General features: G+C 71.7%; 19 protein-coding genes. 8 read left to right on the forward strand and 11 right to left on the reverse strand.

Annotated features, from left to right (window positions below; genetic code table 11):
• Positions 1 to 157: 157 nt before the first annotated feature.
• Positions 158 to 724 carry a Uma2 family endonuclease gene (locus tag ACIO3R_RS26625; RefSeq protein ID WP_402109241.1) on the reverse strand — a complete coding sequence of 189 codons (567 nt, stop codon included), beginning with the start codon at positions 722 to 724 and terminating at the stop codon, positions 158 to 160.
• A gap of 186 nt (positions 725 to 910) precedes the next feature.
• Between ACIO3R_RS26625 and ACIO3R_RS26630 the strand changes: the two genes are divergently transcribed.
• Positions 911 to 2,956, forward strand: a complete 2,046-nt coding sequence (locus ACIO3R_RS26630; protein ID WP_385036607.1) for a thioredoxin domain-containing protein — start codon at positions 911 to 913, stop codon at positions 2,954 to 2,956.
• Between the two features lie 6 nt (positions 2,957 to 2,962).
• Here ACIO3R_RS26630 and ACIO3R_RS26635 read toward each other — a convergent pair whose 3' ends face one another.
• The 3 genes from ACIO3R_RS26635 to ACIO3R_RS26645 all read right to left on the reverse strand — a co-directional run bounded on the left by ACIO3R_RS26635 (position 2,963) and on the right by ACIO3R_RS26645 (position 5,984).
• Positions 2,963 to 3,595, reverse strand: a complete 633-nt coding sequence (locus ACIO3R_RS26635; RefSeq protein ID WP_385036608.1) for a TetR/AcrR family transcriptional regulator — start codon at positions 3,593 to 3,595, stop codon at positions 2,963 to 2,965.
• 11 nt (positions 3,596 to 3,606) lie between these two features.
• Complete coding sequence (locus tag ACIO3R_RS26640) at positions 3,607 to 5,082, reverse strand: MFS transporter (RefSeq protein ID WP_402109294.1); 1,476 nt, start codon at positions 5,080 to 5,082, stop codon at positions 3,607 to 3,609.
• 206 nt (positions 5,083 to 5,288) lie between these two features.
• Positions 5,289 to 5,984, reverse strand: a complete 696-nt coding sequence (locus ACIO3R_RS26645) for a hemolysin III family protein (RefSeq protein WP_385353868.1) — start codon at positions 5,982 to 5,984, stop codon at positions 5,289 to 5,291.
• A 213-nt stretch (positions 5,985 to 6,197) separates the two neighbouring features.
• On the opposite strand from ACIO3R_RS26645, the gene ACIO3R_RS26650 reads away from it, so the two are divergent.
• Positions 6,198 to 8,024 (forward strand): phosphoenolpyruvate carboxykinase (GTP), encoded by a 1,827-nt coding sequence (locus ACIO3R_RS26650; protein ID WP_385036610.1) that lies wholly within the window; start codon positions 6,198 to 6,200, stop codon positions 8,022 to 8,024.
• A 63-nt stretch (positions 8,025 to 8,087) separates the two neighbouring features.
• Here the strand turns inward: ACIO3R_RS26650 and ACIO3R_RS26655 are convergent, their stop codons facing one another.
• The 4 genes from ACIO3R_RS26655 to ACIO3R_RS26670 form a co-directional block, all read right to left on the reverse strand.
• Positions 8,088 to 8,504 (reverse strand): hypothetical protein, encoded by a 417-nt coding sequence (locus ACIO3R_RS26655; protein ID WP_385036611.1) that lies wholly within the window; start codon positions 8,502 to 8,504, stop codon positions 8,088 to 8,090.
• Between the two features lie 102 nt (positions 8,505 to 8,606).
• Positions 8,607 to 9,818, reverse strand: a complete 1,212-nt coding sequence (locus ACIO3R_RS26660) for a pyridoxal phosphate-dependent aminotransferase (protein WP_385036612.1) — start codon at positions 9,816 to 9,818, stop codon at positions 8,607 to 8,609.
• 226 nt (positions 9,819 to 10,044) lie between these two features.
• Positions 10,045 to 10,878: an arylamine N-acetyltransferase gene (locus tag ACIO3R_RS26665; protein WP_402109246.1), complete on the reverse strand. Its 834-nt coding sequence runs from the start codon at positions 10,876 to 10,878 to the stop codon at positions 10,045 to 10,047.
• A 76-nt stretch (positions 10,879 to 10,954) separates the two neighbouring features.
• Complete coding sequence (locus tag ACIO3R_RS26670; protein WP_385036614.1) at positions 10,955 to 11,167, reverse strand: DUF4287 domain-containing protein; 213 nt, start codon at positions 11,165 to 11,167, stop codon at positions 10,955 to 10,957.
• 220 nt (positions 11,168 to 11,387) lie between these two features.
• Here ACIO3R_RS26670 and ACIO3R_RS26675 point away from each other — a divergent pair, with 220 nt between their 5' ends.
• The 4 genes from ACIO3R_RS26675 to ACIO3R_RS26690 all read left to right on the forward strand — a co-directional run bounded on the left by ACIO3R_RS26675 (position 11,388) and on the right by ACIO3R_RS26690 (position 15,089).
• Positions 11,388 to 12,230 (forward strand): lysostaphin resistance A-like protein, encoded by an 843-nt coding sequence (locus ACIO3R_RS26675; RefSeq protein WP_402109248.1) that lies wholly within the window; start codon positions 11,388 to 11,390, stop codon positions 12,228 to 12,230.
• On the forward strand, positions 12,227 to 13,381 hold the full coding sequence (locus ACIO3R_RS26680) for a sensor histidine kinase (protein WP_385036616.1): 1,155 nt from the start codon (positions 12,227 to 12,229) through the stop codon (positions 13,379 to 13,381). Before ACIO3R_RS26675 ends, ACIO3R_RS26680 begins: the two co-directional genes overlap by 4 nt.
• Positions 13,378 to 14,037, forward strand: a complete 660-nt coding sequence (locus ACIO3R_RS26685) for a response regulator (RefSeq protein ID WP_402109251.1) — start codon at positions 13,378 to 13,380, stop codon at positions 14,035 to 14,037. Before ACIO3R_RS26680 ends, ACIO3R_RS26685 begins: the two co-directional genes overlap by 4 nt.
• Positions 14,038 to 14,195: 158 nt before the next feature.
• Entirely contained in the window at positions 14,196 to 15,089 is an 894-nt protein-coding gene (locus ACIO3R_RS26690) for a serine protease (RefSeq protein ID WP_385036618.1), read from the forward strand.
• 137 nt (positions 15,090 to 15,226) lie between these two features.
• Here ACIO3R_RS26690 and ACIO3R_RS26695 read toward each other — a convergent pair whose 3' ends face one another.
• Entirely contained in the window at positions 15,227 to 16,078 is an 852-nt protein-coding gene (locus ACIO3R_RS26695) for a DUF1206 domain-containing protein (RefSeq protein WP_385036125.1), read from the reverse strand.
• Positions 16,079 to 16,188: 110 nt separating this feature from the next.
• Here ACIO3R_RS26695 and ACIO3R_RS26700 point away from each other — a divergent pair, with 110 nt between their 5' ends.
• Positions 16,189 to 16,365 carry a hydrophobic protein gene (locus ACIO3R_RS26700; protein ID WP_385036126.1) on the forward strand — a complete coding sequence of 59 codons (177 nt, stop codon included), beginning with the start codon at positions 16,189 to 16,191 and terminating at the stop codon, positions 16,363 to 16,365.
• A gap of 10 nt (positions 16,366 to 16,375) precedes the next feature.
• Here ACIO3R_RS26700 and ACIO3R_RS26705 read toward each other — a convergent pair whose 3' ends face one another.
• Complete coding sequence (locus ACIO3R_RS26705) at positions 16,376 to 17,206, reverse strand: TetR/AcrR family transcriptional regulator (RefSeq protein ID WP_402109253.1); 831 nt, start codon at positions 17,204 to 17,206, stop codon at positions 16,376 to 16,378.
• Between the two features lie 71 nt (positions 17,207 to 17,277).
• Here ACIO3R_RS26705 and ACIO3R_RS26710 point away from each other — a divergent pair, with 71 nt between their 5' ends.
• The gene (locus ACIO3R_RS26710) at positions 17,278 to 18,138 is read left to right on the forward strand and encodes a siderophore-interacting protein (RefSeq protein WP_385036128.1); all 861 of its coding nucleotides are present in this window, start codon (positions 17,278 to 17,280) and stop codon (positions 18,136 to 18,138) included.
• Positions 18,139 to 18,150: 12 nt separating this feature from the next.
• Here ACIO3R_RS26710 and ACIO3R_RS26715 read toward each other — a convergent pair whose 3' ends face one another.
• Positions 18,151 to 19,770 carry an amidohydrolase family protein gene (locus ACIO3R_RS26715; protein WP_402109257.1) on the reverse strand — a complete coding sequence of 540 codons (1,620 nt, stop codon included), beginning with the start codon at positions 19,768 to 19,770 and terminating at the stop codon, positions 18,151 to 18,153.
• Positions 19,771 to 19,880: the final 110 nt, after the last annotated feature.

Consider the following 19,880-nt stretch of genomic DNA (forward strand, 5'->3'; position numbering starts at 1 on the left):
CATAAGTCCCCCTCGGTTCCCGCCCGTCGGCCGGACCGGCACCCGGCAGCACGGAGTACCAGTCTCCTGCCTCCGGCCGGTGCGCGACAGGGCGTCCGCGAGACTGCGCCGACAGCGGCAGGGGGAACGGGGCGCGGGGGTGCGACGTAGGGCGGTGTCAGACGGCTGCCAGGTCGACCGTCACGGAGAAGGGCACGGCGGCCTTGACCGCGCCGGTGAACATTTCGCCGTCCCGGTAGGTCTTGGTGGCGGGGTCGAGGACGTAGGTATAGATGATGGGGACACCGGTGGCGGCCTGTTCGATCCGCCAGTAGAAGGGGATGCCGGCCTTGGCGTACTGGTCGACCTTCACGATCCGGTCCGTGGTCTCCGAGCCGGGCGATACCACCTCGACGACCAGGAGCACGTGCTCGGGGCGGGTAGGCGTGAGGTCGATGGTCTCCGCCCGGTAGACGATGACGTCCGGACGGCGGTTGGTGAGGGGGACGTCCTGGAGGCGGACATCGAAGTCCGTGTCGGCGTTCCAGTCCGGGCCCGCGGCGGCGTCCAGCGCATTGGCCAGGATCCTGGTCAGCCGGTTGTGCCGCTTGGAGGCGCTCGGGCTCACGACGACCATCCCGTCCACGATCTCAATACCGGCACACTGCTCCTCGGACCAGGAGTCGTACTGCTCCGCGCTGATCTGCGTATGCATCCAGGCGGGCGCCACCATCTCGGCGGTCATGGTGTACCTCCTTCGAGTTCGAGGAGCCTCGGCGGGTCCCCGCGCTGCCGGTTTCAGCCTACTGTCCTGTGCCGCCGGGGCGCCTGACGCGCGAGGGCGTCTCCCCGCTGCCTCCTCCTGTCCGGAGCGCGGCGGGGCCGCGCGGGCTTCGCCGGCACGATCGGGCCCTGTGAGAGGCTGGGCCGTATGAACCGGCTGGCTGGTGTGACCTCGCCTTATCTGCTGCAGCACGCTGACAATCCGGTCGACTGGTGGCCCTGGGGGCAGGACGCCTTCGAGGAGGCGCGGCGGCGCGGCGTCCCCGTTCTGCTGTCGGTCGGCTATTCCGCGTGCCACTGGTGCCATGTGATGGCTCATGAGTCGTTCGAGGACGAGGACGTCGCGGCGTACCTGAACGAGCACTTCGTGCCGGTCAAGGTCGACCGCGAGGAGCGCCCCGACGTCGACGCCGTCTACATGGAGGCCGTGCAGGCGGCGACCGGGCAGGGCGGCTGGCCGATGACCGTCTTCCTCACCGCCGACGCCGAACCCTTCTACTTCGGGACGTACTTCCCGCCCGAGTCCCGCCACGGCCTGCCGTCCTTCCGGCAGGTGCTCGAAGGCGTGGTGGCCGCCTGGACCGACCGGCGCGACGAGGTCGGCGAGGTCGCCGGGCGCATCGTCCGGGATCTGTCGGAGCGCTCACTCGCGCACGGCGGCGAGGGGCTGCCCGCCGAGTCGGAGCTGGCGCAGGCCCTGCTCGGACTGACCCGTGAGTACGACGAGAAGAACCGCGGTTTCGGCGGCGCCCCCAAGTTCCCGCCGTCGATGACGATCGAGTTCCTGCTGCGCCACCACGCCCGTACCGGCGCGGACGGTGCGCTCCAGATGGCGGCCGACACCTGCGAGGCGATGGCCAGGGGCGGGATGTACGACCAGCTCGGCGGCGGTTTCGCCCGCTACTCGGTGGACCGGGAGTGGGTCGTACCGCACTTCGAGAAGATGCTCTACGACAACGCGCTGCTCTGCCGGGTCTACGCCCACCTGTGGCGCTCGACCGGCTCGGAGTCGGCCCGCCGGGTGGCCCTGGAGACCGCCGACTTCATGGTCCGGGAGCTGCGTACCGCAGAGGGCGGCTTCGCCTCCGCGCTCGACGCGGACAGCGAGGACGCCCACGGCAGGCACGTCGAGGGCGCGTACTACGTCTGGACGCCGGCGCAGTTGCGCGAGGTGCTGGGCGAGGACGACGCCGCGTTCGCGGCCGAGCACTTCGGGGTGACGGAGGAGGGCACCTTCGAGGAGGGTTCCTCTGTGCTCCGGCTCCCGCCGAAGGGCCCGCACCACCCGCCGCGGACGGGCCAGGTCGTGGACGACGCGCGGGCCGCCGATGTGCGGGCCCGGCTGCTCGCCGCCCGTGAGCTGCGCGAGCGGCCGGGGCGGGACGACAAGGTGGTCGCCGCGTGGAACGGGCTGGCCGTCGCCGCGCTCGCCGAGGTGGGCGCGTACTTCGACCGCCCCGACCTGATCGAGCGCGCCACCGAGGCCGCGGACCTGCTGGTGCGCCTCCACATGGGCCCGGTCGCCCGGCTGGTCCGTACCTCGAGGGACGGCCGCGCCGGTGAGCACGCCGGGGTGCTGGAGGACTACGGGGATGTGGCGGAGGGCTTCCTCGCCCTGGCCGCGGTCACCGGCGAGGGCGTCTGGCTGGAGTTCGCGGGCTTCCTGCTGGACATCGTGCTCCAGCACTTCACCGGCGAGGGCGGCCAGCTGTACGACACCGCGGACGATGCCGAGCAACTGATCCGGCGCCCGCAGGACCCCACCGACAGTGCCACCCCGGCCGGCTGGACGGCGGCGGCCGGGGCGCTGCTCTCGTACGCCGCGTACACCGGGTCGGAGCCCCACCGCACCGCCGCCGAGGGGGCGTTGGGTGTGGTGAAGGCGCTGGGCCCGAAGGCGCCCCGGTTCATCGGCTGGGGGCTCGCGGTGGCCGAGGCGCTGCTCGACGGGCCGCGCGAGGTGGCCGTCGCCGGGCCGGTCGGCGGTGAGCTGCACCGTACGGCGCTGCTGGGACGGGCGCCCGGCGCGGTGGTCGCGGCCGGGGAGACGGCGGGGTCGGAGTTCCCGCTGCTGGCGGACCGTCCGATGGTGGACGGCGCGCCGACCGCGTACGTGTGCAGGCACTTCGTCTGCGAGGCGCCGACGACGGACCCGGCGGTGCTGGCGGACGCCCTCGGGGGCGCCGCGTCCTGACCGGCGTCACAGCCGCAGGCCGCCCCCCAGCGTGTCCAGGGCCGTGTCGATCATCTCCACGATGTCGCCCTCCAGGCCGTGCTCGCCCCAGTACAGCGTCACCTCGCGCAGCGCGCCCAGCACCGCCGCGATGAAGACCCGGATCTCCAGGTCGTCCGCGCTGCGGCCGGCGCGTTCGGCGACCACCTCGGAGAGGAGCTTCGCCGTGTCCGACATGGTCTCCGTCATCCGCGCCCGGATGGCGGGCACCTCCACCATCAGCCGGGTGCGCTGGCGCAGCTCTTCGTCCTCCGCGGTCATGAACGACGCGAGTGCCTCCCGCATCATCAACCGCAGGGACTCCAGCGGAGGTTCGTCCAGTGGACGGCTCCGGAGCGCGGCCGCCATGACCGGGTCGTACTCGTCGGTGAGGACGATGTCCTCCTTCGTCGCGAAGTACCGGAACACCGTGCTCGGCGACACCTCGGCCGCCTCCGCGATCTGCTCGATGGTCGTCGCGTCGTACCCCTGCTCGGAGATCAGCCGGTAGGTCGCCTGCCGGATCGCGACCCGGGTCCTGAGCTTCTTGCGCTCGCGCAGCCCCATCGGGGGCTGTGCACCGGGTGCGGCGGGGGACGGGGTACGGGAGGTGGCGGCCATGGTCGCCATTGTCAGGCATCGACCGGGGTGGCGGCCACGTCGGCCGGTTCGCTCCGCTTCTGCTCCGGGCCGGTCATGAGGGCCCCGACCAGCAGGGCGCTGACCAGTGCGGTGGCGCCGATGACCAGCATGACCAGGCTCATGCCGTGCAGGTAGGCGGCGTCGGCGGAGTCCGCGAGCCGCTGCACGCCGAGCCTGGCCGCGACGGCGTGGGCGGCGACGACCGAGTCCCCGGCGGTGTCCGCGGCGGCGGCCGGTACGCCCGCGGTGTCGAGCCGCCCGCTGTAGGCGCCGGCGAGCAGGCTGCCCAGCAGGGCGATCCCGAGGGCGCTGCCCGTCTGGCGCACGGTCATCAGGAGTCCCGAGCCGCTGCCGGCGCGGTCCGGGGGCAGGGCGCCCAGCGCGGCGTCCATGGCGGGGACGACGGCGAAGCCGAAGCCGACCCCCGCGACGGAGAGCCACAGCGCGGTGAAGCCGTAGCCGCTGTCGACCGTGGTGCGGCTGCCGAGCAGCGCGGCGAAGGCGAGCACGACGAGTCCCGCCGACATCGTGGCGCGGGCCCCGAAGCGTGCGTTGACCGGGCCGCCCGCCCGGGTGGCGACGATCAGCCCGCCCATCATCGGCAGCATCCGCACCCCGGTGCCGAAGGCGTCGTTGCCCAGCACGGCCTGGAGGTACCCGGGCAGGATGAACATCAGCCCCGCCAGTACGAACATCACGAGCGTCGCCGCGAGGGCGCTGAGCAGGAACGCCCGCTGCCGCAGCAGGGACATGTCGAGCATCGGGCGGGCGGCCCTGCGCTCGCGCAGGACGAGTGCGGTGATCAGGACCACGCCCGCCGCCAGCACGGCCAGGACCAGCGGGTCGCCCCAGCCGCGGCCCGGCGCCTCGATGACCGCGTAGATCAGGGCGCCGAGACCGGTCGCGGTCAGCACGGTGGAGACGATATCGACCCTGGGGGCCGCCGGGTCGCGGGTCTCCGGGAGCAGGAACACACAGGCGGCGACGCCGATGCCCACCATCGGGATGTTGACCAGGAAGACCGAGCCCCACCAGAAGTGGTCGAGCAGCCAGCCGCCCAGGATCGGGCCGAGCGGCAGGCCGAGCGCGGAGGCGGCCGAGACGATGCCGATGGCCTTCATCCGGTCCTTCGGCTCACCGAACAGCGAGGGCAGTACGGCGAGGGCGAGCGGCATCACGAGCGCACCGCCGACGCCCATCACGACGCGGGCGGCGATCACGGTCGGCACGTCGTCGGCGAGTGTGCCGATGAGCGAGCCGACGAGGAAGATGCCGAGGCCGGTGATGAGCATCCGCCGGCGGCCGAAGCGGTCGCCGAGCAGTCCCGCCGGAAGCATCAGCGCGGCGAACACGACGACGTACGCGTCGGCCATCCACTGCTGCGCGCCGGTGGAGGCGCCGAGCTCACCGGCCATGGTCGGGAGTGCCACGTTGAGGATCGTCATGTCGAAGCCGAGGACGAGCATGCTCGCCACCAGCGCGCCCAGGGCCCACCAGCGTCGGTTCACGGTGTTCTCCTTTGAGAGTGTTAGTCAAATGACAGTAACTCTCAAAAGATGGTGAGTGTCAATGCGAGGGTGAGGGGTGGCCGGATACGTGCCCGGACGCGCGTCATGGCCGTGACTCGGAAGTCACGGCCATGAGGGGGAGCGGGCTGAGGAGGTGGCGGGGCTCAGTTCTGGCTGTACGCCACCAGGGAGATGCCGACGTAGTGCACGACGAACGCCGCCAGGGTCAGGGAGTGGAAGACCTCGTGGAATCCGAACACGCGCGGTGACGGGTTCGGCCGCTTGATGCCGTAGATGACGCCGCCGGCGCTGTAGAGCAGTCCGCCGACGACGACCAGCACGAGCACCGCGATCCCGCCGGTCCGCATGAAGTCCGGCAGGAAGAAGACCGCCGCCCAGCCCATCGCGATGTAACAGGGCGTGTAGAGCCAGCGCGGGGCGCCGACCCAGAACACCCGGAAGGCGATGCCCGCGACCGCCGCGCCCCAGACCGCCCACAGGAGTGGCGTCCCGGTGGAGCGGGGCAGGAGGAGCAGGGTCAGCGGGGTGTAGGTGCCCGCGATGATCAGGAAGATGTTGGCGTGGTCGAGCCTGCGGAGCACCGCCTCGCCGCGCGGCCCCCAGGTGCCTCGGTGGTAGACGGCGCTCACGCCGAACAGCAGGCACGCGGTCAGGATGTAGACGCCGCAGGCGATCCGGCCGCGCGCGGTGTCCGTGAGCGCGATGAGCACGATGCCCGCGATGAGGACCGCGGGGAACATGCCGGCGTGCAGCCAGCCGCGCATCCGTGGCTTCAGTTCGACTTCGGCGGTCCCGGCTGGATCCAGCCCGGCGGGTTCGGGCGCGGCGGCGGCAGTCATTCCCGCATCGTACCTACGCCACCGTAGGTTGCGGATATGAGTGGTGATGCTCACGTGGGCGGCCCTCTGGACATATGGGCGGAACGGTCGGATGATCAAATGAGTGCGGTCGGCACCGGATGAGCGCCAGGGGTAATTCGAAGGGGTAGAAGCATCCGGGTCGCAGCCCCCACGGGGCACCTTCCAGACAGACACCCTCATCAAGGAGCGATCGTGGCGCGCGACATCGCGGCTCCCCTCACTGTTCCCACCAACCACCAGGAGCTCGTCTCCTGGGTCGACGAGATCGCAGCCCTCACCGAACCGGACCGGGTGGTCTGGTGCGACGGCTCGGAGGCCGAGTACGAGCGCCTGTGCGGGGAGCTCGTGGCCAAGGGCACGTTCACCAAACTCGACGAGATCAAGCGCCCCAACTCGTACTACGCCGCCTCCGACCCGAGCGATGTCGCGCGGGTCGAGACCCGTACGTTCATCTGCTCCGAGAAGGAGGAGGACGCCGGTCCGACGAACCACTGGAAGGCCCCCGCCGAGATGCGGGAGATCTTCGTGGGGGACCAGGGCGTCTTCCGGGGCTCCATGCGCGGCCGCACCATGTACGTCGTGCCCTTCTGCATGGGCCCCGTCGGCTCGCCGCTCTCCGCGATCGGTGTGGAGATCACCGACTCCGCGTACGTCGCCGTCTCGATGCGCACCATGACGCGGATGGGACAGCCCGTCCTCGACGAGCTGGGCACCGACGGCTTCTTCGTCAAGGCCGTCCACACTCTGGGCGCTCCCCTGGAGGAGGGCCAGGAGGACGTTCCGTGGCCCTGCAACTCCACCAAGTACATCTCGCACTTCCCCGAGGACCGCGAGATCTGGTCCTACGGCTCCGGCTACGGCGGCAACGCCCTGCTCGGCAAGAAGTGCTACGCGCTGCGCATCGCCTCCGTCATGGCGCGCGACGAGGGCTGGCTCGCCGAGCACATGCTGATCCTCAAGCTCACGCCGCCGCGCGGTGAGTCGAAGTACGTCGCGGCGGCGTTCCCGAGCGCCTGCGGCAAGACGAACCTCGCCATGCTGGAGCCCACGATCTCCGGCTGGACCGTCGAGACCATCGGCGACGACATCGCCTGGATGCGGTTCGACGAGGACGGCCGGCTCCGCGCGATCAACCCCGAGGCCGGCTTCTTCGGCGTCGCGCCCGGCACCGGCGAGCACACCAACGCCAACGCCATGAAGACCATGTGGGGCAACTCCGTCTTCACCAACGTCGCCCTCACCGACGACGGCGACGTCTGGTGGGAGGGCATGACCGAGGAACTGCCCGAGCACCTCACGGACTGGAAGGGCAACGACTGGACCCCCGAGTCCGGCACGCCCGCCGCCCACCCCAACGCCCGCTTCACCGTCCCGGCCGGGCAGTGCCCGATCATTGCGCCGGAATGGGAGGACCCCAGGGGCGTGCCGATCTCGGCCATCCTCTTCGGCGGCCGCCGCGCCTCGGCCGTACCGCTGGTCACCGAGTCCTTCACCTGGCAGCACGGCGTCTTCCTCGGAGCCAATGTCGCCTCCGAGAAGACCGCCGCCGCCGAGGGCAAGGTCGGGGAGCTGCGCCGCGATCCGTTCGCCATGCTGCCGTTCTGCGGCTACAACATGGGCGACTACATGAAGCACTGGATCAAGGTCGGCGCGGACAAGCCGGACCAGTCGAAGCTGCCGAAGATCTACTACGTGAACTGGTTCCGCAAGAACGAGGCGGGCACGTTCGTCTGGCCCGGCTTCGGTGAGAACAGCCGCGTCCTGAAGTGGATCGTCGAGCGCCTGGAGGGCAAGGCCGAGGGCGTCGAGACGCCGATCGGCATCCTGCCGGCCAAGGGTTCGATCGACACCGAGGGCCTGGACCTCTCCGAGTCGGACCTGGACTTCCTGCTCAAGGTCGACAAGGAGGTCTGGCGCGAGGAGGCGGCGCTGATCCCCGAGCACCTCAACACCTTCGGCGACCACGCGCCGAAGGAGCTGTGGGACGAGTACCGCGCCCTGGTCCAGCGGCTGGGCTGATCCCCCGGGAGCCGGTAGGTGGCACCCGGCCCACGCGCCTCTACGGCACGTGGGCCGGGGCCGTCAGAGGGCGCCGACCAGGTGCGACGGGGTCGCGGGGGAGTCGGCGGCAGCGGCCGGGGCCGCCGCGGCGTGGGCGTCCATGCGCTCGGCCGAGAGGATCGCGACGGCCGTGTCGGCGCGGGACGCCGCCACCACCAGCGCGCGGCCCGCGAGGGCGTGGGCGCGGCGGTGCAGGGCGGGTGCGGGGGCTTCGGTCAGACCGGCGTGCCGGGTGGGCGGCGTACCGCGCAACCGTGCGACCTGTCCGGCGATGCGGTCGCCCGCCTCGCCGAGTCCCAGTTCGTCGGTGACCGCGAGCAGTGCGGCCAGATGTCCGGCGAGCTGGATGTCCAGCTCTTCCTCGCGGGTGCGGTGCGGGAAGTCGTCGGCGTGGTCGGCCGGTGTGTGGACCGATTTGGTGCGGATCGGTTCGTACATGGATGGCCTCCTGGTGATGCTGTGGAACCATCCTAGCTTGGATTCAGTCTAAAGTTGTCCAGATTCGCGACCGGTCGATGGGAACCATCGCAGGGACCGGGTTTACACCTGGCTGTACCCGTCCAGGAAGCGGGCGATCCGGCCGATCGCGTCCGTCAGATCCTCGGTCGAGGGCAGCGTCACGACCCGGAAGTGGTCGGGCTCCGGCCAGTTGAACCCCGTCCCCTGCACCACCATGATCTTCTCGGCCCGCAGCAGGTCGAGGACCATCTGCCGGTCGTCCTTGATCTTGTAGACCTTCGGGTCGAGCCGCGGGAAGAGGTACAGCGCCCCCTTCGGCTTCACACACGTCACACCCGGGATCTGCGTCAGCAGGTCGTACGCCACGTCCCGCTGCTCCAGGATGCGGCCGCCCGGCAGCACCAGTTCGTTGATCGACTGCCGCCCGCCGAGCGCGGTGGCCACGGCGTGCTGCGAGGGCATGTTGGCGCACAGCCGCATGTTGGCCAGGATCGTCAGCCCCTCGATGTACGAGGAGGCGTGCGCCTTCGGCCCGCAGACCGCCATCCAGCCGGAGCGGTACCCCGCCACCCGGTAGTTCTTGGAGAGCCCGTTGAAGGTGAGGACCATCAGATCGGGCGCGATGGCGGCGGTCGGGGTGTGGGTCGCCCCGTCGTACAGGATCCGGTCGTAGATCTCGTCGGAACAGACGACCAGGTTGTGGCGCCGGGCGATCTCCGTCAGCCCGCGCAGCATCTCGTCGTCGTACACCGCACCCGTCGGATTGTTCGGGTTGATGATCACGATGGCCTTGGTGCGGTCGGTGATCCTCCGCTCGATGTCGGCGAGGTCCGGCATCCAGTCGGACTGCTCGTCGCAGCGGTAGTGCACGGCCGTGCCGCCGGCCAGCGAGACCGACGCGGTCCACAGCGGATAGTCCGGAGCCGGTACGAGCACCTCGTCCCCGTCGTCGAGCAGCGCCTGCATCGACATCTGGATCAGCTCGGAGACGCCGTTGCCCAGGTAGATGTCCTCGATGTCGAGGTCGATCCCCTTGGTCTGGTAGTGCTGCATCACCGCCCGCCGCGCGGACAGCAGCCCCTTCGCGTCGCCGTAGCCGTGCGCCCCGGAGAGGTTGCGCAGGATGTCCTCAAGGATCTCCGGCGGGCACTCGAAACCGAACGCGGCGGGGTTGCCGGTGTTCAGTTTCAGGATGCGATGGCCCGCTGCCTCCAGCCGCATCGCCTCCTCAAGCACGGGGCCCCGGATTTCGTAACAGACGTTGGCGAGCTTCGTGGACTGGATGACCTGCATGTCTGCGAGCTTACGACTGTGTTTCGCGGGGTGCCCGGCCTTTCCCCGCAGGTTGACCCACCCGGGTCGCCCGGCCGGCCCGCCCCGGGCTTCCATCCCATGCGCCCACCGCCCGCGCACCGTGGGAACCCGGGGCGCGGACGGGGGCCGGGCTTGGAAAGGGGTGGGCGCGGGACGTGACGGGCCGGCACGGGTGAGATGCGCCACGGGGCGCCGCGGCGGACCGTCACTCCGGCAGCCGGGCCCCCTCCGGCAGCCGGATCGCGAAGGCGTCCGCGAGGACCCGCTCCACCTCGGCCGCGTCCGCCAGCTCCCGCTCCTCGCGCCCGCCGTCGTCCGACGTCACCACGAGGGTGCGGCCGGAGAGCGCCAGATGGGCGTCCTCCGTGGTGCGCTGGACGTACAGCAGACGTGCGAACGGCGAGCGCGGGTTGGTCGCGATGTGCCAGTTGACGACCTCGAAGTCGGGCGCCTCGAACGGCTCCACCGTGAACGCGTACTGCGCCTCCCACACCCCGCCGTCCGCCTCGGCCTGGAGCTCCCACAGCTCCAGCGGCCCGTCGTGCGGCGGGTGGACGAGCCGGTGGTGGCGCGGGGCGTCGCGCAGCTCGGCCCCCGTGACCAGCGCGATCGGCTCCAGCAGCGAGCCCCGGGCGCCGAAGCCGACATCGGCGAGGTACGGCGTCGTCTCGCCCGGCACCCCGACCCGCATCAGCATGTGCGTCCGCGGCCGGACGTCCCCGGGGCGCGCGCCCAGCACCACCCGGGCGCAGAGCAGCGTGACCTCGAAGCCGAGCGCCCTCAGCGCGGCGGTGAGCAGCGTGTTCTGCTCGTAGCAGTAGCCACCGCGCCCGCCGCGGACGAGCTTCGCCTCCAGATCGGCCGGGGCGAGCGAGGGCACGGTGCCGAGGACGGGGTCCAGGTTCTCGAAGGGGATGCCCAGCGCGTGCGCACGGTGCACCGAGCGCAGCACGGCAACGGTGGGCCGGCGCTCCCCGCTCCAGCCGATGCGGGCGAGATAGGCGTCGAGGTCGAGAACGTGCTCGTGGTCGGAGGTCATGCTCCGACGGTACGCAGCCGGTCCGGCCCCACGCCTCCGGGTGTCCGCCGGCCCGGCGCCCGCACCGCTGCCCGGACTACTTGCCCTTGTCCTCGGCGAGCGTGTGCGCGACCAGGGCGTTGGCATGGCCGTGTCCCATCGCGTGCTCGGACTTGAGCCAGGCCACGAGCTCCATGTGCTTCGTCAGCGGCGAGGCGCGGATGAGGTCCTTCCACTCCGCGACCGGGCGGCCGTACTTCTGCTCGATCGACGGGAAATAGGAGGCGGGTCCCTTCACTGCATCAGTCATGACGGAAGTCTGTCAGGCGGGTCCGACAGTGGCCCGGGGAGAGCCCGGGAAGGCCCGCGGCGGCAGCACGACTCCCGCCGCGGGTGCCGTGCGCGGGCGTTGTCCCCCGTGCGAGCTACGCGCGGGTGTCCACCGTGCGGTGACGATTCCGGGCCGCCCGATCCGTAGCGTTCGAGCGAAGCCGCGGCGAGGGGCCCGCCGGCCCGGAAAGGGAGTTCTGATGAGAGTCGTCTGGCAGCTTTTGGCCGTCGTCGCCGCCTGGATGATCGGTGGCCGTTGCGTTGCCGCGGTGGACGGGAACCCCTGGCTCACGCTCGTTGTCGGCCTCCTGGCGGTCGTGCTCGCGGTGGGTACGTACAAGTGGGTGGTGGGGCGGACCGAGCGCCGCGCGGTCACGGAGCTGTCCGCAGAGGGTGCCGGGCCGGCGACCGGCCGTGGCGTGCTGATCGGTGTCGCCCTGTTCGCGGCCGTCATCACCAACCTGGCCTTCGCCGGTGACTACGAGGTCGACGGCCTGGGCTCGGTCACCGGCGCGGTGGGGCTGTTCGGCTTCATGGCGGCCGCCGCCGTGACGGAGGAACTGGTGTTCCGCGGCGTCCTGTTCCGGCTCGTCGAGGAGTGGGGCGGCACCTGGCTCTCGCTGGTGCTGACCGGTGCGCTGTTCGGTCTGATGCATCTGCTCAACCCGAACGCGAGCCTGTGGGGCGCCGTCGCCATCGCCATCGAGGCCGGCGGCATGCTGGCCGCGGCGTATGCCGCGACCCGCACGCTGTGGCTGCCCATGGGCCTGCACTTCGGCTGGAACTTCGCCGCGTCCGGCATCTTCAGTACGGAGGTCTCGGGCAACGACACCCCGAAGGGAATACTCGACTCCACCACCTCGGGCTCGAAGTGGATCACCGGCGGTGACTTCGGCCCGGAGGGGAGCGTGTACTCCGTGCTGTTCGGCGTGCTGCTGACGATCGCGTTCATGTGGCTGGCCCACCGGCGCGGCAACCTGGTGCCCCGGCGCGGCCGGCGTGTTGTCGAGGCCGAGGCCGACGCCACTACAGTCTCCCGGTGACCAGTCTCCGTAAGTTCCCCGAGCTGTGGCACCGGTTGGACGTCACGGTCCGCGACCTGCCCCTCGGGCTGGTCTTCCTCGGCGCGTCGTTCCTGCCGGCCCTGCACAACCGGGGGACGGAGGTCGGCGGCCTGCCCGGACGTTCCTTCGACGCGCTGGCCGTCGTCGCCGTCGCCCTCCAGAGCCTCCCGCTCGCCGTGCGGCGGCGGCTGCCGATGGTCTGCCTCGTGCTGGTGCCGCTCGGCTTCGCCCTGGACCAGCTCCGCGGCTACCACCTGCTCGCGGGGACCGCGTTGCCCATCGCCCTGCTGAGCGCGGGGTCCTATCTGGAACGGCACCGGCGCCCCGTCGCGTTCGTGCTCTCCGGGGGGTACGCGGCACTGGCGGTCGCGCTCTCCCGGATCGGGCCCGGCGAGAGCGTCGCCGACTTCGTGGCGTTCTACCTGGCTCTCGCCCTCGCCTGGGGAACCGGCACCTGGCTGCGCTACACCCGCGCCCTGGAGGCCGAACGCCGTCACCGCGTCGCCGAGGACACCCGGGTCGCCGAACGCACCCGCATCGCGCGTGAGCTGCACGATGTGGTGACCCATCATGTGACGGCGATGGTCGTGCAGGCCGAGGCGGCACGCTATCTGACCGCCGCGCCCGACCGTCTCGACGAGACCCTGACCACGGTCACCGACACCGGCCGCCGGGCCATCACCGATCTGCGCCACCTGCTCGACCTCCTCAACCCCGACCACGGCGCCGAGGCCAGGACGCCGACCGTCGGCAGGGTCCTCACCCTCGTGGAGCAGACCCGCCGCGCCGGGCAGCCGGTGGAGTTCACCGAGCAGGGCACCCCGGCCGCGTCGACCGGCAGCGCCGACCTGGTGGCCTACCGGGTCGTGCAGGAGGCCTTGACGAACGCCCTCAAGTACGCCCATGGCAGCCGGACCTCGGTCCACGTACGGCACAGCGAAAGAGAGATCACCGTGGAGGTCGGCACGGACGGCTCCGGATCGAGGGCCAAGGTCCCCGGCGGCAGCGGGCGGGGCCTGGCCGGTCTCCGTGACCGGGTCGACGTCCTCGGCGGCGACTTCAGCGCGGACCCCCGCGCCGACGGCGGCTTCGTCGTCCGGGCGCGCATACCCGCCGGGAGCCCTTCGTGACCGCGCCCATCCGGGTCCTGATCTGCGACGACCAGATCCTGGTGCGCACGGGCCTCGCCACGATCATCGACGCCCAGCCCGACCTGGAGGTGGTGGGCGAGTGCGGGGACGGGCGGACCGCGGTCGACCTGGCCGGTGAACTGCGCCCGGACGTCGTCGTCATGGACATCCGGATGCCGGTGCTCGACGGCATCGAGGCCACCCGGCTGCTGGCCGGCGCCGGGGTGGCCCATCCCGTCAAGGTGCTCGTGGTGACCACGTTCAACCTGGACGAGTACGTCTACGAGGCGCTGCGCGCCGGGGCGAGCGGGTTCCTGCTCAAGGACGCACCGCCGGCCCAACTGCTGCACGGGATAAGAACGGTGGAGACGGGTTCGGCGCTGCTGGACCCCGAGGTGACCCGCCGGCTGGTGGGCCGGTACGCGGCCCGGATCCGGCCCGTCGACGGCACCCCGCACGACATCCCGCTGACCCCGCGCGAACTGGAGGTCCTCCGCCTCATCGCGGACGGCTTCTCCAACAGCGAGATCGCCGTGACCCTTCTGATCAGTCACGAGACCGTCAAGACCTTCGTGTCCCGCATCCTCAGCAAGCTGGGGCTCCGGGACCGGGTCCAGGCGGTCGTCTACGCCTACCGCCAGGGCCTGGTGACCTGAGCGGGCGGGGCGCGTGCCGAACGGAACGGACCCGGCGGCCGGAATCCGCCCCTTGTGCGGCTCCCCTCAATACGCCACCATGCGCATGTCAAAACCGGAAGAACTCCGGTCGCAGAGGCCCCACACGCTCTGCACTGGTCACTAGAGGGGACCCCCACATGAAAAAGCCTCTCGTCGGTGCGCTCTTCGCCGTTCTGCTCCTCGGAGCCGGCACCGCACCCGCGACCGCGGCCATGAGCCACGACGCGGCAGCGCCCAGCACGGTCAAGGCGGCGGCGTCATCGAGCCACGCGGCAGTCGGAGCGAAGGCCAGGACCAAGGCCGTCGGCTTCGCCGGGACCGTGGCGCTCAGCAACTGTTCGGGATCGGTCGTCCGTACGCCCGGCTCCCAGCCGGGCGATCCCGCGCTCGTGCTCTCCAACGGGCACTGCATGGAGTCCGGCTTCCCCGGGCCCGGCGAGGTCGTGATCGACCAGCCGTCCACCCGCACCTTCACCCTGCTGAACAACGCGGGCACCGGCGTCGGCACGCTGCGGGCGAGCAAGATCGCGTACGGGACGATGACGGACACCGACATATCGGTGTACCAACTCACCTCCACGTACGCCCAGATCGAGAGCAGCTACGGCATCAAGGCGCTGGAGCTCAACACCGCGCACCCGGTGCAGGGCACCGCGATCACGGTCGCGTCCGGGTACTGGAAGCGCACCTACAGCTGCAACGTCGACGGGTTCGTCTACCGCCTCAAGGAGGGGGAGTGGACCTGGAAGGACTCGGTCCGCTACACCTCCGCCTGCCAGACCATCGGCGGCACGTCCGGCTCGCCGGTGATCGACAACGCCACCGGCAAGGTCGTCGCCGTCAACAACACCGGCAACGAGGACGGTCAGCAGTGCACGGACAACAACCCGTGCGAGGTCGATGAGAACGGCCGGGTGACGGTCCGCGAGGGCATCAACTACGCCCAGGAGACCTACGGCATCGTGCCGTGCATCGGCGCCGGCAACGCGTTCGACCTGGACGCGGCCGGGTGCGAGCTGCCCAAGCCGTAACGGCGGGAGCGCGGTCGGGCGGGGCGGGAGAACACTCCCGCCCCGCCCGGACCCGTCCGCTCCCTCAGATCCGGCGCCACCGGGCGTTCGCGCAGGAGAATCAGATCCGGCGCCACCGGGCGTTCACGCGGGAGAAATCAGATCCGGCGCCACCGGGCGTTCGCGCAGGAGAAGAGGCCGAAGGCCGCCAGCCCCACCGCGATCAGGGCCAGCAGCCAGGGGCCGGCCGGTGTCGCGGTGAAGGACCGCAGCGTGTCGTCCATGCCCTTCGCCTGGCCGGACCTGGCCTTCACCGCGGCTGCCACGGCGAAACCGCCCGCCACCGTGAAGACGAGCCCGCGGGAGACCCCGCCGAAGACGCCGGTGATGTCCACGGCGCGTCGTTCGGTGCGTGACATCTCGCCCGTGCGCAGATGCTTGTGGAACTTGCGCAGCGCGGCCCGGCCGGCGATCCACAGGCCCGCGCCCGCGACGGCCACGCCGCCCGCCCCCACCAGCCAGCGGCCGCCCGGCATGTCCAGGACCCGTGCCGTGACGTCCTGCGACTGCGCGTCGCTGGAACCGCTGCCGCTGCCCTTGTCGCCCGCCGCGAACATCAGGACCGAGTAGGACATGAAGCCGTAGAAGACGGCGCGCCCGGCCGACGCCAGCCGCTTGGTCGCCTTCCGCCCGTCGGGGCCCGCGGCCCCGAACGCGGCCTCGGACAGCCGCCACAGGGCCATTCCCACCAGGGCGACACCGAGGACCCACAGCAGGACGGACCCGAAGGGCTTCTGCGCGATCTCGCTGAGCGCCCCGCCCCGGTCCGCCGTCTTTCCGCCGCCACCGCCGGTGTCGCCGAACGCTATGCGCAGGGCCAGGACGCCGACCAGGAAGTAGATGACTCCACGGGCCACGAACCCCGCACGGCCGCCCGCCTCGACCGCTGAACCGCTTCCTGCGCGTCTTGCCTTTCCATGTCCTTTTCGGGCTGTCGCAGAAATATTCATGCGCCCCGAGTGCCCCGGAAAACGGAGGGGAAACGTTCTTGCCCGGTCCGGAAAGGATTTCGATTCCGAGGTGTGGATGAGCGGGTCCCGGGAACTCGGATTTCTGGAGGTTGATAAAAATGGTTCCCCTGCTAGTCGTTCTTCTGCTCGTCCTGGTGCTGTTCGGTGCCGGATTCGCGCTCAATCTGCTCTGGTGGATAGCGGGCATCGTGCTCGTGGTCTGGCTGCTCGGATTCCTCATGCGTTCGGGGGCCGGAGCCAGTCGCGGCCGGTGGTACCGCTGGTGAACCGAGGGGGTCAGGGCGTGTCCGTACGCCCTGACCCCCGGTTGCGCCGGACCGCCGCCCCGATGCCGTCCAGCAGCACGTCCAGGCCCGCGGCGAATGTCGCGCGCGCCTCCCGCTCCGGATACGGGACCGTGTCGTCCCCGGCCGGCTCCGGCGGCGTCGACTCCCGCTCCATCCGGCTCAACTCCGGGTAGCGGTCCGCGAAGTCCGGGACCAGCTCGACGAGCGCCGCCGAGCGGGCGTACCACCACTCCTCGTCCGGCCGACCCGTCGCCGACGCCGCCTCGCGTGCGTCGGCGACGGTCTGCGCGGCGCCCCGTACGAATTGGGACAGCGTCCCGGCCAGCCGCCTGACGGCCCCGGCGTCGAGCCCCGTGCCGTAGAGGCAGCGCACGAGCGTGTCCAGGCCGGCGTACTCGTGCGGGCCGAGCACCGGACGGGCCCGGGAGACCTGGAGCACCCACGGGTGGCGCAGGTGGAACGCGAGCGTGTCCCGCGCCCAGTCCGTCAGATCCGTGCGCCAGTCGCCGGCTCCGGAGCGGGCGGCCGGGAGTTCCGCGTGCACCGCGTCGTACATCAGGTCCAGCAGTTCGCTCTTGCCGGGAACGTAGGTGTAGAGCGCCATCGCCGTTCGCCCGAGCCGTTCGCCCACCGCCCGCATCGAGAGCGCGGTCATGCCGTCCTCGTCGGCGACGGCGATCGCGGCGGCCACGATCGCGTCGACCGTCAGTCCGGGCCTGGGGCCGGGACCGGGGGTGCGGTCCGGTTGCTCCGGCGCGGCCGAGCGCCACAGCAGGGACATCGACCGTCGGGCATCGCCCTGCCCGGCATAGACCACCACTTGCGACTCCTTACGCCGTAAAGTAACTTCGTTCCCCGGCAACTCCTTATGGCGTAAAGTATCAAACCCCGGTGAGAGAGGCTGGTGTCGCGGTGGCGCGGACCTTGGCTGTGTCGTACGTGCGGGTCGCGGATGTCGAGCGGATCACCCCGCGGATGCTGCGGATCACCTTCTCCGGGGACGCGCTGGCGTCGCTCATGGAGGACCGGCCCGACCAGCAGATGAAGCTCTGCTTCCCGAGGCCGGGGCAGCGCGTGCCCCGGCTGCCCGAGCCGGACGCCGAGGACACCTACGGCATGCGGTGGTACGAGGCGTACCTCGCGATCCCCGAACCGGAGCGGCCGCTCATGCGGAGCTTCACCGTCCGCTCGTACGACCCCGGCTCCGGGCTCATGGCCGTCGACTTCGTGCTCCACGGCGAGGGCGGGCCCGCCACCCGCTGGGCCCGCGCCGCCGGGCCCGGGGACGTGGCCGGCATGGTCGGCCCGTCCTCGGCGTACGCGCGGCCGCTGCCCGGGGCCGGGCACCTGCTGCTGGCCGGCGACGCGTCGGCGCTCCCGGCGATCGGGACGATCCTCGCATCGCTGCCGGCCGGTGCGCGGGCGACGGTCTGCGCCGAGGTCGCCGACGCCGCGGAGGAGCAGCGCTTCGACACCGCGGCCGAGCTGACCGTGCGCTGGGTGCACCGGGACGCGGGCGCATCGCTGCTGGACGCGGTCCGGTCGGCCGCGCTGCCCGGGGAGGGCGCGGCCGCCTGGCTCGCGGGCGAGGCCGGCACGGTCCGTGCGCTGCGCCGCCACCTCGTCGAGGAACGCGGACTGCCCAGGTCCGCCGTCGAGTTCAGCGGCTACTGGCGGCGGGCGCTCACCCAGGACGACGCACCCACGGAGGAGGACCTGGCGTGGGCACGGGAGCGGGCGGCCGGGGCCTGAGCCGGGCGGCGGCTACCCGCGGGGCGCGGAGCGCACCGACCGGCCGGCCAGGACCTGGGTCCGCCTGCCGTCCTCGATGACGAAGCGGCCGTCGATCAGCACGTGCGGGATGCCGAACGGCAGGGTGCGCGGCTGTTCGAACGTCGAGCCCGCGGCCACCGTCGACGGGTCGAACAGCACCAGGTCGGCGCGGTAGCCCTCGCGCACGTGACCCCGGTCGGTCAGCCCCAGCCGGGCCGCCGGGCGGGACGTGAGGTGGGCGACGCACTCCTCCAGCGTGAGGATGCCCAGCTCCCGCGTGTACCGGCCGAGGTACTGCGGGAAGGTGCCGTACGCGCGCGGATGCGGCTTGTCGCCCTGGAGGATGCCGTCGCTGCCGCCGGTGTGGACGCGGTGGCGCATGATCTGCCGGACGTTCTCCTCGTGGCCCACGTGCTGGAGGATCGTCGTGCCCAGCCGGTCCTCCAGCAGCAGCCGCCGCGCGGTCACCCAGGGCTCCTCGCCGCGCAGCCGCGCGGACTCGGCCACCGTACGGCCGACGTACGCGTCGAGTCCGGGCACGCTGACGCCGGAGATCTCGATGGTGTCCCACTCGATCGGCACACCGTGGCAGCCGTCCGCGCCGACGACCTCCATGGCGTGGCGGATCCTCGCGGCCGCCGTGTCGTCGGCGAGACGCGCCAGGATCGACTCCGGTCCGCCCTCGCTCGCCCAGCTCGGCAGCATGGCGACCAGCGTCGTGCAGCCCGGGGTGTACGGGTAGGTGTCGAGGGAGATGTCGGCGCCCGAGTCCAGGGCCCGGTCCAGGAGGCCGAGCAGTTCCGGCGCCTTCCCCTCGTTCACCCCGAAGTTCATGGTGGCGTGCGCGAGATGGAGGGCGCAGCCCGCGGTACGGGTGAGCCGCACCATCTCCTCGTACGCCTCCAGCGCGCCCGCCCCGTAGGAGCGGTGGTGCGGGCAGTAGTAGCCGCCGTGCCGGGCCACCACCCGGCAGAGCGCGGTGAGTTCGGCGTCGTCCGCGTACATGCCCGGGGTGTAGGTGAGCCCGGAGGACATGCCGACGGCGCCCTCGGTCATGGACCGGGCGACGAGTTCCTTCATCCGGGTCAGCTCGGCGTCGGTGGCGGGCCGGTCGTCCCAGCCGACCGCGTACATCCGGACGGTGCCCTGCGGGATCAGATAGGCGGCGTTGACGGCGATGCCCCGGCCGCCGAAGTTGCGGTCGAGCCGGTCCAGGTACTCGCCGACGGTGCGCCAGTCGAAGTCGATGTCGCTCCCGTCACCGTTCCAGCCGGTGATGGACCGGCGGACCTCGGCGAGGGTGCGGTCGTCGACGGGGGCGTACGACAGCCCGTCCTGGCCGAGGACTTCGAGGGTGACACCCTGCGCGGCCTTCGCGCTGTGGTCGGGGTCGCGGAGCAGGGCGAGGTCGCTGTGGGCGTGCATGTCGACGAAGCCGGGGGAGAGGGCGAGACCGCCGGCGTCGAGCGTGCGGGCGGCGGAGGGGCGCGGGCCCGGGGCGTGCTCCGGGTGGATCTCCGCGATGCGGCCGTCGCGGACGGCGACGTCGGCGCGGTAGGAGGGGGTGGCGGTGCCGTCGATGACGCGGGCGTCGCGGATGACGAGGTCCATGGGGGTGCCTTTCGGGACGGGGGGGGGGGGGGGGGGGCCCCCCCCCCCCCCCGCGCCCCCCCCCCCCCCGGGGGGGGGGGGGGGGGGGCGGGGGCCGGGGGGCGGGGGGC

Origin of the sequence: Streptomyces sp. NPDC087428 (assembly GCF_044744085.1) — a bacterium.
Taxonomy (GTDB): Bacteria; Actinomycetota; Actinomycetes; order Streptomycetales; family Streptomycetaceae; genus Streptomyces.

Bases quoted from the DNA above. Each gene is read 5' to 3' on its own strand.
- ACIO3R_RS26670 (WP_385036614.1), bottom strand. From the start codon at position 11,167: ATGACTGATGCAGTGAAGGGACCCGCCTCCTATTTCCCGTCGATCGAG.
- ACIO3R_RS26625 (WP_402109241.1), bottom strand. From the start codon at position 724: ATGACCGCCGAGATGGTGGCGCCCGCCTGGATGCATACGCAGATCAGC.
- ACIO3R_RS26690 (WP_385036618.1), top strand. From the start codon at position 14,196: ATGAAAAAGCCTCTCGTCGGTGCGCTCTTCGCCGTTCTGCTCCTCGGA.
- ACIO3R_RS26645 (WP_385353868.1), bottom strand. From the start codon at position 5,984: ATGACTGCCGCCGCCGCGCCCGAACCCGCCGGGCTGGATCCAGCCGGG.
- ACIO3R_RS26715 (WP_402109257.1), bottom strand. From the start codon at position 19,770: ATGGACCTCGTCATCCGCGACGCCCGCGTCATCGACGGCACCGCCACC.
- ACIO3R_RS26675 (WP_402109248.1), top strand. From the start codon at position 11,388: ATGAGAGTCGTCTGGCAGCTTTTGGCCGTCGTCGCCGCCTGGATGATC.
- ACIO3R_RS26630 (WP_385036607.1), top strand. From the start codon at position 911: ATGAACCGGCTGGCTGGTGTGACCTCGCCTTATCTGCTGCAGCACGCT.
- ACIO3R_RS26660 (WP_385036612.1), bottom strand. From the start codon at position 9,818: ATGCAGGTCATCCAGTCCACGAAGCTCGCCAACGTCTGTTACGAAATC.
- ACIO3R_RS26695 (WP_385036125.1), bottom strand. From the start codon at position 16,078: ATGAATATTTCTGCGACAGCCCGAAAAGGACATGGAAAGGCAAGACGC.
- ACIO3R_RS26655 (WP_385036611.1), bottom strand. From the start codon at position 8,504: ATGTACGAACCGATCCGCACCAAATCGGTCCACACACCGGCCGACCAC.
- ACIO3R_RS26665 (WP_402109246.1), bottom strand. From the start codon at position 10,878: ATGACCTCCGACCACGAGCACGTTCTCGACCTCGACGCCTATCTCGCC.
- ACIO3R_RS26640 (WP_402109294.1), bottom strand. From the start codon at position 5,082: ATGCTCGTCCTCGGCTTCGACATGACGATCCTCAACGTGGCACTCCCG.
- ACIO3R_RS26635 (WP_385036608.1), bottom strand. From the start codon at position 3,595: ATGGCCGCCACCTCCCGTACCCCGTCCCCCGCCGCACCCGGTGCACAG.